A 14,353-nucleotide genomic window follows, 5' to 3' on the forward strand; every position below is an offset into this window, starting at 1 on the left:
GACGTGGCCGTCAAGTCAAACACTGAAGGGATCCCGGCTACTGCCAGGGTCCCTTCAGTGTTTGCCGGCTTGTCATCAAAGCCTCCCTCGGAGACACCGCCCGGGTGTTAGATTTGAGGGGATGTCAGCCGATAAACCCCTTGCGGGTGCCCTCCAGGATGCTCCGGAACCTCCGGGGGTATCCATCGTCATCCCGGCGTATAACGAGGAAAGCGTCATTCGCCAGTGCCTCATCGCTGCCATCTACCAGTCTGTTCCTGCCGACGAGATCATCGTGGTGGATAACCTGTCCACGGATCGTACGGCCAGGATTGTGCGACAGATGCAGCAGGAATATCCCGAGAGTCCCATCATTCTCCTGCAGCAGGATGCCACGCAGGGCCTGATCCCCACACGCAACCATGGCCTGAACAACGCCACAGGGGAAGTAGTGGGCCGCATTGATGCTGACTCAGTCCTTGAACCGGATTGGGTGGAACAGGTTCAAAAGGCGTTCATGGACCCGTCCATCGCCGCAGCCACGGGTCCGGTGGTCTACTACGACATGCCCATGCGCCGGTTCGGGCTAAAAGCGGACGACAAGATGCGGCAGCTCATGCTTCGCTTGGCTAAGCACCAGTACCACTTCCTCTTTGGATCCAACATGGCGCTCCGCCGCTCGGCGTGGCAAACCATCCGTGATGAGGCGTGCCTGGACCCCAAGGACGAGATGCACGAGGACATTGATCTTTCGTTGCACTTGTTCGAACACGACCTCAAAGTGCAGTACCTTCCGCAGATGGTGTCCGGCATGTCAGCGCGGCGGCTTGAGGACTCGCCCCGGGACTACCGCTACTACGTCCAGCGTTTTGATCGGACGTACAAAGCCCACAACGTCAAGAAGATGGCCCTGAAAGCACCTATGGTGGTGTTCTTCTCGGTGTACTTCCCGGCGAAGTTGCTGCGCGCCATCCACACGGCCAACTCTGCACAAGGGGCCCGCCGCGGCGGTGTATAAACGCCCGACGCCGGCGCCTCAGTCTGTGCCAAGCTCGGCTAGGCGCTGGTCTGGTTCCGGCCGCCCACGCCGTTGACCGGCGACGACTACTGCCAGTCCCACAAGGATCAGTGCCAAACCCGCATACGTGCCGGCCGGCAAAGTCTCGTTCAGGAAGACGGCGGCCAGGATCGCAGCACCTGGAATTTCCAGCAGGATGATCATGGACACCAGCAAAGGACTCATGGTGGCCAGCAAGTGATTGAACGCCGTGTGCCCCACCAGCTGCGCACAGACGGTGATGGCAATAATGCCAAGCCAACCGCCGGCGTCGAATCCTGTGAGCGGCTGAGCGCTGAACAAAGCCAGCACGGCCACTATCCCCGCGCACATTCCGTAGCACAGGGTGGTGTACGTTCCCGTACCCATGGACTGGCGCGCCTTGCCGCCCGCCAGCGTGTAGAGACCGGCCAAGGCGCCGCCAGCGAGTGCCAGGAGGTCGCCCAGCAGCGCTTCCGGGGATGAACCCATGTCGAAGCCGGTAATGGCCACAACACCGCCGAAAGCGATGCCCAAGCCCACGAGGACCGGCCACCTGTGCCGCGTACCCCGGAACAACTGGAAAACGGCGATCCACCCCGACTGCAGGCACACCAACGCGGTGGCGGCGGCAACGGACGTCAGCTGCAGCGCGGTAATAAAACACGCAAAGTGGAACGCAAGAGCCACGGCCGCAACAGCCGACCAGCCGAATTCACGCCGCGTGATCTTCCCGAATGCTTTCGGCTCCCGGATGACAACCGGGCCCGCCATCACCACGGCACCGATAGCGTTGCGCCAGAACGCGATGGCCAAGGCTGTCACTGAAGTGGCACCGAGCGTGCCCGCTATGAGTGGTCCGGAGGACGCCACGCCAAGGACACCGAGCGCAGCAATGAGAAGGTTCACGGATCTACCCTAGTGCGGCGGGGAGGCTCGGCAGTTCCCGGGCAGCAGTGCATTTCCTGTTAGTCCATGCCCTGCATATGGGAAAGGCTCTTAAATGCAAAAGTCCCGGTCATTTCTGACCGGGACTTTTCTTATGGTGGAGGCACGGGGACTCGAACCCCGAACCCCCTGCTTGCAAAGCAGGTGCGCTACCAATTGCGCCATGCCCCCATAAGAAGCAACCCGTCAATCATACCCCATGCCCGGACTGGTATTTACCAATCCGCACCGGGCTCCTCGGCTAGTCCACCGTGTCGGTCGACTTGCTCCAGACATCCTTCCGGGCTTCGGATTCCTGCGCCTTTTTATAGACCAGGACACCTGCGATTGCCGCTGCCACTACTACCAGCAACTTCTTCACAAGCACCTCATTCCGGTTCAGTTTTACCTGAACCTCTTTCGGTTCCGTGGGCGTACCAGGACTTGAACCTGGGACCTCTTCGTTATCAGCGAAGCGCTCTAACCGCCTGAGCTATACGCCCCGATGCCTCATCGGGCCGAGATATGACTGTACAGCACATCCCGGCCCGATCTCAAATCGAGGCATTTCCCCGGATGATTTCCGCCAGTTTCGGCTTATTCCCGGGGGTTTTCATTAGTCGTCGGTCAGAGTGACGCCAACGCCACCAACCAACGTTGCGGAAATGTTATACAGCACAGCCGAAAGCATGGACAGTGCAGTCAACAGGACCACGTTCACCACGGCGATAATTGTGGCAAACGATGCCACTTGGCCAAGCGAAGCAATCTTCTTTAGTTCGAACCCACTGCCTTCGGAACCCGCCAAGGTGCCGAGAAGGCTATCCACCTGATTAAAGATGCCTGTGAGATCCAACACAGTCCAGAGAACAATTGCTGCCACGACGGTGACGATGCCCAGGGCAACAGACAGCAGGAATGCCATCTTCAGCACCGACCAGGGGTCAACCTTGCTGACAAGGAGGCGGGCGCGGCGAACCTTTGCCTTCGGGGCCGGCTTCACAAGTCCGGGACCACCCTGGGCAGGGCGCTGGGTAGCCGTGCCTGCAGGACGCTGGCCGGGTTGAGCCGGACGCTGGCCGGGTGCACCGGCGGGACGCTGAGCTCCGGTGGCAGGACGCTGGCCGGGTGCACCGGTAGGCCGCTGGGCGGAGTTGGTGCCACCTGCGGGACGGGCTCCGGCCGCGCCGGCGCCGGAAGAACCGGTTCCAGGGCGCTGCTGGGGCCGTGCAGGTGTTCCTGCCTGCGCGCTGCCCGAGGGCTGCCGGAGTCCGCCGGGGACACCTGTGCTCGGCTTGGGATATGAGTCGGAATTACTCACTCGTTACCTCCGGTATTGTCTTCGTTCAGCTCCGCGCCCGTTTCGATTTCCGGGTCTGCGTCGTTTTCCGTGTCGTCCGTCACGGTCGCCTCAGAGGCGCCGTCGTTTGCAGCCAACGTTACGTCATCGTCGAGTCCGTCTTCTGACTCTTCTACTTCCAGGCCGCGTTCGCTGTTGCGCGCAACCTCGATAATGCGGTCATTCTTGTCCGGTTTGGCGAAGATGACACCCATGGTGTCGCGGCCCTTGGCAGGGACACCGGTCACGGCCGAGCGGACCACCTTGCCGCCCTCCATGACAACCAGGACTTCGTCCTCTTCCTGCACGATCAGTGCACCAACAAGGTCACCGCGGTCTTCGGCAAGTTTGGCCACCTTGATGCCCAGGCCACCACGGCCCTGCAGCCTGTATTCGTCCACGGCAGTCCGCTTGGCGTAGCCGCCCTCGGTCACAATGAACACGAAAGAGCCGTCTTGGACAACGTCTGCGGCGAGCAGTTCGTCGTCTTCACGGAACTTCATACCGGTCACACCGGACGTGGCGCGGCCCATGGGACGTAACGCATCATCGGTGGCTGTGAAGCGGATGGACTGTCCCTTTCGTGACACCAGGAGGAGGTCATCGGTTTCGCTGACCAGCTGGGCCGATACGAGCTCGTCCTCATCGCGCAGGTTGATGGCGATGACGCCGGCCGTACGGTTGGTGTCATAGTCCTCCAACCGTGTCTTCTTGACCAGGCCGTTCTTGGTGGCCAGGACCAGGTACGGAGCCTGCTGGTAGTCCCTCAGGTCAAGGACCTGGGCGATGTGCTCGTCAGGCTGGAAAGCCAGCAAGTTGGCAACGTGCTGACCCTTGGCATCGCGGCCGGCTTCTGCCAGTTCGTAAGCCTTTGCCCGGTACACGCGCCCAAGGTTGGTGAAGAACAGCAACCAGTGGTGCGTGGTGGTGACGAAGAAGTGTTCCACCACGTCGTCGCCACGCAACTGCGCGCCCTTGATGCCCTTGCCGCCACGCTGCTGCGAACGATAGTTGTCGCTGCGGGTGCGCTTTACGTAGCCGCCACGGGTGATGGTGACAACCATTTCCTCTTCGGGGATCAGATCCTCCATGGACATGTCGCCGTCGAAGCCCATCAGGATGTGCGTACGGCGGTCGTCGCCGTGTTTGGCAACGATCTCCGCGAGTTCCTCGCTGATGATCTGGCGCTGGCGTTCCTCGGAAGCCAGGATCGCGTTGTATTCCTGGATCATCGCTTCGAGCTCGGAGTGGCGGTCCTGGATCTTCTGGCGTTCCAAGGCAGCCAAGCGGCGCAGCTGCATGTCCAGGATGGCGCGGGCCTGGAGTTCATCGATCTCCAGGAGCTCCATGAGTCCCTCGCGGGCCGCTTCGGTGGTGTTGGAGGCGCGGATAAGGGCGATGACCTCGTCCAGCATGTCCAGTGCCTTGAGGAGTGCCCGCAGAATGTGCGCTTCCTCCTCGGCCTTGCGCAAGCGGTAGCGGGTCCGTCGGGCAATGACATCCATCTGGTGCGCAACCCAGTGTCGGATGAAGGCATCCAGGCTCAGGGTGCGCGGAACGCCGTCGACAATTGCCAGCATGTTCGCCGAGAAGTTGTCCTGCAGCTGAGTGTGCTTGTACAGGTTGTTGAGTACCACCTTGGCCACGGCATCGCGCTTGAGCACGATCACCAGGCGCTGGCCGGTACGGCCGGAGGTTTCATCGCGGAGGTCCGCGATGCCCTGGATCTTGCCGTCCTTGACCAGTTCGGCAATCTTGATGGCCAGGTTGTCCGGGTTGGCCTGGTACGGAAGCTCGGTCACCACCAGGCAGGTGCGGCCCTGGAGTTCCTCCACATTGACCACGGCCCGCATGGTGATGGAACCGCGGCCGGTTCGGTAGGCGTCTTCGATGCCTTTGTGGCCCAGAATGGTGGCGCCCGTGGGGAAGTCAGGGCCCTTGATACGCAGCAACAGTGCTTCGAGGAGCTCTTCGCGCGTGGCGGTGGGGTTATCAAGCGCCCATTGGACGCCTTCGGCAACCTCGCGAAGGTTGTGCGGCGGAATGTTGGTGGCCATACCGACGGCGATACCTGAGGAGCCGTTGACCAGCAGGTTGGGGAAACGCGCCGGCAGGATAGTGGGTTCCTGGTTCTTGCCGTCGTAGTTGTCCTGGAAGTCGACGGTTTCCTCGTCGATGTCGCGGACCATTTCCATAGCCAGCTGGGCCATCTTGGTTTCGGTGTAACGCGGTGCAGCAGCGCCGTCGTTACCGGGCGAACCGAAGTTGCCTTGGCCGAGTGCCAGCGGGTAGCGCATGGTCCAGTCCTGGATCAGGCGGACAAGGGCATCGTAGATCGCCATGTCGCCGTGAGGGTGGTACGTACCCATGACGTCGCCCACAACGCGCGCGCACTTGTTAAACGAGCGGTCGGGGCGATATCCGCCGTCGAACATTGCGTACAGAACGCGGCGGTGTACCGGCTTGAGCCCATCGCGGACATCCGGGAGGGCGCGGCCGACGATAACGGCCATGGCGTAGTCCAGGTAGGACCGCTGCATTTCCGTTTGCAGGTCCACCTGTTCCACGCGGTCAGTCAGCACATCGCCCTCAAGGATGACGTCATCGGCGTTGGATTCCGCCGGGACTTCGGGAGTTTCGTCACTCATAATCTAAGGTTTCCGTTTCAGGTATATGTCAGTTCTGGAATATTCAGTTGCCCCTCTGGGCCCCTAGATATCGAGGAACCTGACGTCCTTGGCGTTCTGCTGAATGAAGTTACGGCGTGATTCGACGTCCTCGCCCATCAGGACTGAGAAGGTCTGATCGGCGGCCAGTGCGTCATCCATGGTGACCTGCAGCAGCGTGCGACGATCCGGGTCCATGGTGGTATCCCACAGCTCCGTGTAGTCCATCTCGCCAAGGCCCTTGTAGCGCTGGATGCCGTTGTCCTTGGGCAGTCGCTTGTTCATTGCGGCACCCTTGCGGATGGTTTCATCGCGTTCGCGGTCGCTGTAAACGTAGTCGTGGGCTGCGTTGGACCACTTGATCCTGTACAGCGGCGGCTGGGCCAGGTACACGTAACCGTTCTCGATAAGCGGACGCATGTAGCGGAACAACAGCGTCATCAACAGGGTGGTGATGTGCTGGCCATCTACGTCTGCATCTGCCATCAGGACGATCTTGTGATAGCGAAGCTTGGAGATGTCGAAGTCCTCGCCGATACCCGTTCCGAAGGCGGTGATCATTGACTGGACTTCAGCGTTGCCCAGGGCCTTGTCCAGGCGGGCACGCTCCACGTTCAGGATCTTGCCTCGCAGCGGCAGGATGGCTTGGGTCTCAGGGTTACGGCCACGCTTGGCAGAACCACCGGCCGAGTCACCCTCCACAAGGTAGACCTCGCAACGTGAGGGATCCTTGGAGGAGCAGTCAGAGAGCTTGCCGGGCATACCGAAGGACTCCAGCGGGCTTTTCCGGCGGGCGTTATCGCGGGCCTTGCGAGCCGCCATGCGGGCTTGCGCAGCGGAAATCGCCTTGCGGATGACATCGCGGGCCGGACCGGGATTCCGTTCCAGCCAGTCACCCAACTGATCCGTGACGACGCGCTGGACAAAGCCCTTGACCTCGGAATTGCCGAGCTTGGTCTTGGTCTGGCCTTCGAACTGCGGCTCGGAAAGCTTTACCGAGATAACGGCCGTCAAACCTTCGCGGATGTCATCGCCGGTAAGGTTGTCTTCCTTTTCCTTGATGATGCTCTTCTCCCGCGCATAGCGGTTGATGAGCGAGGTCATCGCTGCGCGGAAGCCTTCTTCGTGCGTTCCACCCTCATGGGTGTTGATCGTATTTGCATACGTGTGGACACTTTCCGAGTAAGCGGTGGTCCACTGCATGGCAACTTCGACGGCTATGTGCCGCTCAGTATCTTCGGTTTCGAAAGCGATGACGTCCTCATGGACGATTTCAACCTTCTTGCTCGAGTTCAGGTGCTTAACGTAGTCCAGCAGGCCGTCCGGGTATTCATAAACGACGGTGCGGTGCTCGGCGGCGACTTCGCCTTCGGTTGCGACTGCATCGAGATCGAGATCGTCATCCCCGTCCCGGTTGACTGGACGCTCATCAGTGAGCGTGATCCGCAGGCCCTTATTGAGGAAGGCCATCTGCTGGAAGCGTGCACGCAGCGTCTCGAAATCGAACTCGGTGGACTCGAAGATGGTCCCGTCCGGGTAAAACGTCTGGGACGTCCCCGTCACGTCGGTAGTCTCGCCCTTGACGAGTTCGCCCTGAGGCTTACCGCCGTCGGCGAAGGTCATGCGCCAAACGTGACCCTGGCGGCGGACCTCAGTGTCAACCCGGCGCGACAGGGCGTTAACCACGGAAATACCAACACCGTGGAGACCACCGGAAACGGCATAGCCGCCGCCCCCAAACTTGCCGCCTGCGTGCAGGATGGTCATGACCACTTCAACGGTGGGCTTACCCTCGGTCGGGTGAATGTCCACGGGAATGCCGCGGCCATCATCCACGACGCGGACTCCACCATCAGCACGGAGCGTGATTTCGATGTGGCTGCAGTAACCAGCCAAGGCCTCGTCAACAGAGTTGTCCACCACTTCATAGACCAAGTGGTGCAGGCCACGGGGACCGGTTGAGCCGATGTACATGCCGGGGCGTTTGCGCACGGCTTCGAGACCCTCCAGCACGGTAATATCGCTGGCACCGTACTCCCTGGGCGCCTCCGCGGGCGTATCAGGCTTGGGAACAGTCTCCTCTTCGGGCTCTACTGCCAAGGTCTCTGCATTGTCGTTAGCCACAGGCGCTTTCGACTCCTCTGTACTCGATGTCGGCCGTTCCCGGAGCTGCCCACGGCGAACCGCGGCCGCCAACGGGCACGTGACTGATTGCGCCGTTTACTCCGACGAAGGGGTTCCCGATGCCACAGGAGTGGATTCAAGACCCGACGAGGTTTCACCGGCGCTCAGTGATCTACGCCAATTCTATCGTGGAAACGCGTGAATCCTTGCAAATACGGGGGCAGCCGAGAGCTGAATATGGCCGTAGGAGACCGCTGGCCCTATCTTCAATGGCCCTATGGTAGTCCCGACGGGGGCCTATACGACTCGGGGGCGTTGAAACGCCCTGCACGCCGTTTAGCCGTAAGTGTCCCTCGGTCCGCGACCGTTAACGCTGCGTCCGCCTTTTCGCCAACTTGGAGCTGACGGCCCCAGCACCTGAATGCTCGTGACCACTCCTTCGCCCAGTTCATTGCGGAACATCTCCAGCAGGCTGGTGCTCAAAAGCCGCAGCTGTGTGGCCCAGGCCGTGGAGTCGCAACGAACGTGAAGCGTGGTGTCGGTGAAGCTCTCCGGCGTGCAGTGGGCGGAGATGTCCGGCCCCACCAGAGTCTCCCACTCCGCCATGACCGAGCCAACGGCCACGGGAGATGTCCAACCGCGTTCGGCCACCAAACGACCCACTACTTTCCCAAGTCCCAAAGGATCGCGGCCACTGCCGTGGAATTGGGTGAAGCCCCTGGTATCCCGGAGACCTTTGCGTTTCGGAGCTGATCCGGGCCTCGGCGCACGTTGCCGTACTTCGCCGCGGGCGGCTGCAGCTTCGCGCATCCGGTTCAGCGCCGCTTGGGCAGCATCAATTTCATCCGGCTCACGGCCGGGTTGAAGTCCTTCGTGGCTATCCTTCGCCATCGATGCCTCCCGGAACAACGGTTACGCGCCGTCCGGCCAGCTCCTCGGGGATATCGGCATCGACGGCGGCAGTCACCAGTACTTGCTCGGCACCGGCGACTATCGCTGCCAGTTTACGCCGCCGCTGGACATCGAGTTCCGCAAAAACATCGTCCAGGATGAGGATTGGCGCAGTGCCACCGGTCCGGGCATCATCCAGCATCACATAGTAGGAAGCCAGACGCAGTGACAGACACATGGACCAGGTTTCACCATGCGACGCGTACCCCTTGGCCGGAGCCTGTCCCAGAACGAGTTCCAGTTCGTCGCGGTGCGGTCCTACCAAGGAGATGCCGCGTTCCAGTTCCTTTTTCCTGGACGCCGCGAAAGCCTGGATGTAGCGCTCAGTAAGTTCGTCAACGGACAGCAGCCGCAGGTCATCAACCGACGCCGAAGGCTCCGTTCCTGAGTCGGTTGGCCCGCCGTCGTCGTCAAGTACGCCCTGAATGGTTGAGCGGTAGACGGCTCCGGCGTCCTTGGATCCATCAGTGAGCTGGGCGTAAGCGCTGTTCAGGTGGGGACGCAAGCGCTCCACAAGTTCCAGGCGTGCGTGCAGTAGCTCCGCGCCGGCACGGGCCATATGCTGATCCCAGACATCCAGGGTCGCCTCGTGCCCGGCGGTGAACTTGCCGGTGCGGGCCGATTTCAGCAGGGCATTGCGTTGCTTCAACACACGGTCGTAGTCGCTGCGGGTTGCAGCGTGCCGCGGAACCAGGCTCACCAGCAGCTCGTCCAGAAAGCGCCTCCGGTTCGAAGGATCGCCCTTGACCAGTGCTAAATCCTCGGGTGCGAACAACACCGTTTGACAGATTCCCAAAATGTCCCGGGCCCGGACCGGGTTGCTGCGGTTGATGCGTCCCCGGTTCGCACGCCCGGAATTGATTTCAAGTTCGATGACCGTTGACTGCTCACCGTTGACGAGCCTCGCCCGGATCATGGCGCGCTCCGTGCCGAAACGAAGAAGCGGAGCATCCGTGCTAACCCGGTGGGAACTCAACGTAGCCAGATATCCGATGGCTTCCATGAGATTGGTCTTGCCGATTCCGTTGGAACCCACCAAGACCGTCACACCGGGGCCGAGTTTCAAGTCGACCTGTGCATAGCTTCGGAAATCCGTCAGCGAAAGATGTTCGAGGTACACGCCGTTTGCAGGACTCCTGCGGCCTAGTTGGCCGGACGGGTGGCGTGGCCGCCGAACTGGTGGCGCAAAGCGGAAACCATCTTCATGGCAGGCGAATTGTCTTCGCGGGAGGCAAAGCGGGCAAAGAGTGCGGCCGTAATGGCGGGCGCGGGCACTGCGTTGGCAATTGCTTCTTCTACGGTCCATCGGCCTTCGCCGGAGTCCTCGACGTAATCATCGATCGAGGCCAAACCCGGATCTTCGTCGAGTGCCTTGACCATGAGGTCCAAGAGCCAGGAGCGGACAACCGTGCCCTTTTGCCACGCACGGAAAGTCCCCGGAAGGTCCTTCACGATGTCCTTGGCAGCCAGCAATTCGTAGCCCTCGGCGTATGCCTGCATGAGGCCGTACTCAATGCCGTTGTGAACCATCTTGGCGTAGTGGCCCGCACCAACTCCGCCAACGTGGACGAAGCTGTCGGCCCGTTCACCCTCGGGACGGAGCGCATCGAAAACGGGCATGGCAAGTTCAATGTCCTCGTCGGCGCCGCCTGCCATAAGGCCATAACCGTTCTGGAGGCCCCAAACACCCCCGGATACGCCGCAATCCGCGAAGCGGATGCTCTTTTCGGCCAGTGCAGCAGCGTGCTTCTGATCCTCCGTGAAACGTGAGTTGCCGCCGTCGATGACCAAGTCGCCGGGGCTGAGTTTCTCGCCGAGTTCCGTTACGACGGCATCCGTGATGGCACCGGACGGAACCATGACCCACACCAACCGGGGAGCGGGTAATGCAGCGATGAGTTCATCCACTGACGCGACGTCCGTGACATCGGGATTGCGATCAAAACCTGTGACCTCAATGCCACCGTTCCGCATGCGTTCCCGCATGTTGAAACCCATTTTTCCGAGGCCGATCAGTCCGATGTGCACAGTGTGAGCTCTTTTCTGTGGAGGTGGCGGGAGACGGTACCGGGCTGGGCCTTATTGGCTCGCAGCTAGTTGGGGAGGCGGACCGGCATCACGAGGTAACGGTAGTCGTCCTGGTCTTCGCCATCTGCTTCAGCCTGGGCCGTGATCATGGCCGGCTTCGGGGCAGTGGTGAAGGAGAAACGAACGTACTTGGTTTCGATGACACTCAAGCCTTCAACCAGGTAATGCGGGTTGAAGGCAACGGTGATGTCTTCACCGGAAAGCTGGGCTTCGAGCTCCTCGGAAGCCTGAGCGTCTTCACCAGTTCCGGCGTCGAGATTCAGTAGTCCTTGGGTGAAGGCAAGACGGACCGGGGTGTTTCGCTCGGCCACGAGCGAGACACGGCGAACGGCCTCGACGAGTTCTTGGGTCTGGACTGTTGCGTGGATCGGCGTGGAGTCCGGGAAGAGTGAACGGATCTTGGGGTAGTCGCCGTCAACCAGAAGTGAAGTGGTGGTCCGTCCACCACTTTCGAAGCCAATGAGACGGCTGTCGTCGTCAGCAAGCGCGAGATTGATGTCGCCGCTGCCACCGAGGGTTTTGGCCACTTCGTTCAGGGTCTTGGATTTGACGAGGGCGCTTGTGGAAATGCCCGGTGTTACAGGCTTCCACGGCACCTCGCGCATGGCAAGGCGGTAGCGGTCCGTGGCAAGGAGCGTGATGAGGTCATCCTCAATCTCCATGCGAACGCCGGTGAGGATAGGAAGGGTGTCATCCTTGCTTGCCGCAATGATCACTTGGGACACGGCCTGAGCGAAGGCGTCGCCTGGCAAAGTACCGCTGATCGCTGGAAGTGCCGGGAGCGCCGGGTACTCGGACTCGGGCATGGTAGCCAGGTGGAAGCTGCTTCGGCGGCAGGTAAGAGTGACCTTGCTGCCATCCGTCTCAACTTCGACAGGAGCTGATGGGAGGCTGCGGCAGATGTCCGCCAGCAAGCGCCCGGAAACCAAGATGGTCCCCTCAACAGTGATATCCGCAGGGATTTCCAAACGAGCTGAGGTCTCGTAGTCAAAGCTGGACAGGCTAACGGTTCCCGCCTCGGCTTTGAGGAGGAGGCCGGAAAGCACGGGTACGGGCGGCCGCGGAGACAACGACCGCGCGGTCCACGTAACGGCTTCTGCCAGGACGTCGCGGTCGACTCTGAACTTCACGGAAGGGTGCCGCCTTTCATTGCTGCTGCCATGTAGTAGCTGCGGCTTCCTGCTTGGAGGCCGCTAAATCTTCGCAGTCCGGCACCGGAACCTGCATGGTCCGCACTTAGCGAACTACAAGCAGACCCGAGGATGGGAGCGCTGCTGACAGCTTAGCCGGAAGATCCGCGATTAACCCATCCCCGTCGGGGCGGACCCCTCGTATGTGGACAGTGCAGGCCGGCTACGGCCTGGCTCTTGGTCTGTCGTTTGTGGGACGGGATGGGTGGCAGAACGAGATTGTTATTTGAGGGATTTCAATTTTTTGGGATTCGTAGTGTTAATAACTGCTGTGGAAACTGTGGATAACCCGATCTCGCCGCGTCGTTTCGCGGTTAAGCCCTGTTCACGGATTGTGCGTTAACTGGGTTTTAAACAGGGTGTGGATGGGGACAACTCTCAGGCCGGTTTTTAACGATCCACAGATGGCTTAAGGGTTTTAAGCCCATTAACCGCGCTTGTCCCCTTAAGTATCCACAGGCTTATCCACATGCACCTGTTAATAAGGTATGTAGTGCCGGTCGCGATGTGGATTTCAGGAGTCCCGCTGCTGCTGTTTGATCCGGTTGGTCAGCTCGGTGACCTGGTTGTAAATCACACGGCGTTCTGCCATCAGCTCCCGGATCTTGCGGTCTGCGTGGATAACCGTGGTGTGGTCACGACCGCCGAGCTCCTGTCCGATCTTCGGCAAGGACATGTCCGTCAGCTCACGGCACAAGTACATGGCGATCTGCCGGGCCGTCACCAAGGTGCGTGTACGGGACTTGCTGCAGAGCTCTTCCATGCTGAGTTTGAAGTAGTCAGCTGTCTGGTCCAGGATCTGCTTCGCAGTGATTTCCTGGGCGCCGTCGTCAGTGATGAGGTCCTTGAGAACCATTTCAGCGAGGGCAACGTCCACAGGTTGGCGGTTGAGGCTCGCGAAAGCCGTGACGCGGATCAGCGCGCCCTCAAGTTCCCGGATGTTGCTGGAGATCTTGGAAGCGATGTACTCCAAGGCATCGTCCGGCGCCGAGAGACCTTCGCTGAGTCCCTTCTTGCGAAGGATCGCGATACGGGTTTCGAGTTCAGGCGGCTGGATATCCGTCAGCAGGCCCCACTCGAAGCGGGACGTCATGCGGTCTTCGAAGCCGGCGAGCATCTTGGGCGGCTGATCGGAGGTGATGACAACCTGCTTGTTGGCGTTGTGCAGGGCATTGAACGTGTGGAAGAACTCCTCCTGGGTCCGGTCCTTGCCCGCCAGGAACTGGATGTCATCGATCAGGAGAACGTCCACGTTGCGGTACGTGGTCTTGAAGCTGGTGCCTTCGTCATCGCGGATGGAGTTGATGAAGTCGTTGGTGAACTCTTCCGAGTTCACGTAGCGGACCCGGATGCCGCTGTAGAGCCGGCGGGCATAGTGTCCGATTGCGTGAAGCAGATGGGTCTTGCCCAAACCTGAATCGCCATAGATGAACAATGGGTTGTAAGCCTTCGCCGGAGCTTCAGCCACGGCCACTGCGGCCGCATGGGCAAAGCGGTTCGATGAACCGATCACAAAAGTATCGAAGATGTACTTCGGGTTCAGTCGGCCGAACTCATGCGAGGTACTGGGCGGCGTGGGCTGCGGCTTCGGTTCGGCGAAGTCGGATACTGCGGAAAGCTCGACGGCGGGTTCGGGCTCTGAGTGGACGGGCACCAGATCGGTGTCCACGTCAATTGCACAGCGGATGTCGTCCGAAAAGACATTGCGGAGGGCATCGTCCAAGGCGTCCTTGACCTGCGTCTGAAGGACCTCGCGGGTGAGTTCATTGGGAACGGCCACCAGCAGGGTTGAACCGATGAGGCCCTGTGCCTGGGCGAGTATGACGAAACCGCGCTGACGGGGTGAGACCCGGTCGTCTTGTTCCATGAGGGTCAGCACCCTGCGCCAGGAACTTCCGACAGTGTTGGCGTGGTTGGCTTCGTCTACTGTCATCAATCAGTTCCTAAATACTTGCTTGCCGGCGTTGCTGGCAGCCGAAGTGTCTCCGGCGGCGCTGTTCTGGGCGATAATCCACAGAGTTATACACAGCGGGTGGACATTGGGCTACTGAGC

At 60.6% G+C, this 14,353-nt stretch carries 11 protein-coding genes and 2 tRNA genes; 1 reads left to right on the top strand and 12 read right to left on the bottom strand.

The window, feature by feature from the left end:
- The first annotated feature begins 121 nt into the window (after positions 1–121).
- Positions 122–997, top strand: coding sequence for a glycosyltransferase (locus ACIQTW_RS16160; RefSeq protein WP_402938783.1), 876 nt, complete (start codon positions 122–124; stop codon positions 995–997).
- Positions 998–1,015: 18 nt separating this feature from the next.
- Here the strand turns inward: ACIQTW_RS16160 and ACIQTW_RS16165 are convergent, their stop codons facing one another.
- The 12 genes from ACIQTW_RS16165 to dnaA form a co-directional block, all read right to left on the bottom strand.
- Positions 1,016–1,924 (bottom strand): DMT family transporter, encoded by a 909-nt coding sequence (locus ACIQTW_RS16165; protein WP_402938786.1) that lies wholly within the window; start codon positions 1,922–1,924, stop codon positions 1,016–1,018.
- Between the two features lie 134 nt (positions 1,925–2,058).
- A tRNA-Ala gene (locus ACIQTW_RS16170) sits at positions 2,059–2,134 on the bottom strand.
- A gap of 70 nt (positions 2,135–2,204) precedes the next feature.
- Positions 2,205–2,324, bottom strand: coding sequence for a DLW-39 family protein (locus ACIQTW_RS16175; RefSeq protein WP_217639245.1), 120 nt, complete (start codon positions 2,322–2,324; stop codon positions 2,205–2,207).
- 47 nt (positions 2,325–2,371) lie between these two features.
- Positions 2,372–2,445, bottom strand: a tRNA-Ile gene (locus ACIQTW_RS16180).
- 113 nt (positions 2,446–2,558) lie between these two features.
- Entirely contained in the window at positions 2,559–3,263 is a 705-nt protein-coding gene (locus tag ACIQTW_RS16185) for a DUF3566 domain-containing protein (protein WP_402938789.1), read from the bottom strand.
- Positions 3,260–5,929 carry a DNA gyrase subunit A gene (gyrA, locus tag ACIQTW_RS16190; protein ID WP_402938791.1) on the bottom strand — a complete coding sequence of 890 codons (2,670 nt, stop codon included), beginning with the start codon at positions 5,927–5,929 and terminating at the stop codon, positions 3,260–3,262. The genes ACIQTW_RS16185 and gyrA overlap by 4 nt, the downstream gene beginning before the upstream one ends.
- Positions 5,930–5,992: 63 nt before the next feature.
- Positions 5,993–8,071: a DNA topoisomerase (ATP-hydrolyzing) subunit B gene (gene gyrB / locus ACIQTW_RS16195; RefSeq protein WP_402938794.1), complete on the bottom strand. Its 2,079-nt coding sequence runs from the start codon at positions 8,069–8,071 to the stop codon at positions 5,993–5,995.
- Between the two features lie 336 nt (positions 8,072–8,407).
- The gene (locus ACIQTW_RS16200) at positions 8,408–8,962 is read right to left on the bottom strand and encodes a DUF721 domain-containing protein (RefSeq protein ID WP_402938797.1); all 555 of its coding nucleotides are present in this window, start codon (positions 8,960–8,962) and stop codon (positions 8,408–8,410) included.
- On the bottom strand, positions 8,949–10,142 hold the full coding sequence (gene recF, locus ACIQTW_RS16205; RefSeq protein WP_402938799.1) for a DNA replication/repair protein RecF: 1,194 nt from the start codon (positions 10,140–10,142) through the stop codon (positions 8,949–8,951). Before recF ends, ACIQTW_RS16200 begins: the two co-directional genes overlap by 14 nt.
- A 23-nt stretch (positions 10,143–10,165) precedes the next feature.
- The gene (gene gnd / locus ACIQTW_RS16210) at positions 10,166–11,050 is read right to left on the bottom strand and encodes a phosphogluconate dehydrogenase (NAD(+)-dependent, decarboxylating) (protein WP_402938801.1); all 885 of its coding nucleotides are present in this window, start codon (positions 11,048–11,050) and stop codon (positions 10,166–10,168) included.
- Between the two features lie 65 nt (positions 11,051–11,115).
- A complete protein-coding gene (gene dnaN, locus ACIQTW_RS16215) occupies positions 11,116–12,240 on the bottom strand; it encodes a DNA polymerase III subunit beta (protein WP_402938803.1) in 1,125 nt (374 codons plus the stop codon).
- A 574-nt stretch (positions 12,241–12,814) separates the two neighbouring features.
- Positions 12,815–14,233 carry a chromosomal replication initiator protein DnaA gene (dnaA, locus tag ACIQTW_RS16220; RefSeq protein ID WP_402938805.1) on the bottom strand — a complete coding sequence of 473 codons (1,419 nt, stop codon included), beginning with the start codon at positions 14,231–14,233 and terminating at the stop codon, positions 12,815–12,817.
- Positions 14,234–14,353 lie beyond the last annotated feature (120 nt).

Origin of the sequence: Paenarthrobacter sp. NPDC090517, assembly GCF_044769165.1 — a bacterium.
GTDB lineage: Bacteria > Actinomycetota > Actinomycetes > Actinomycetales > Micrococcaceae > Arthrobacter.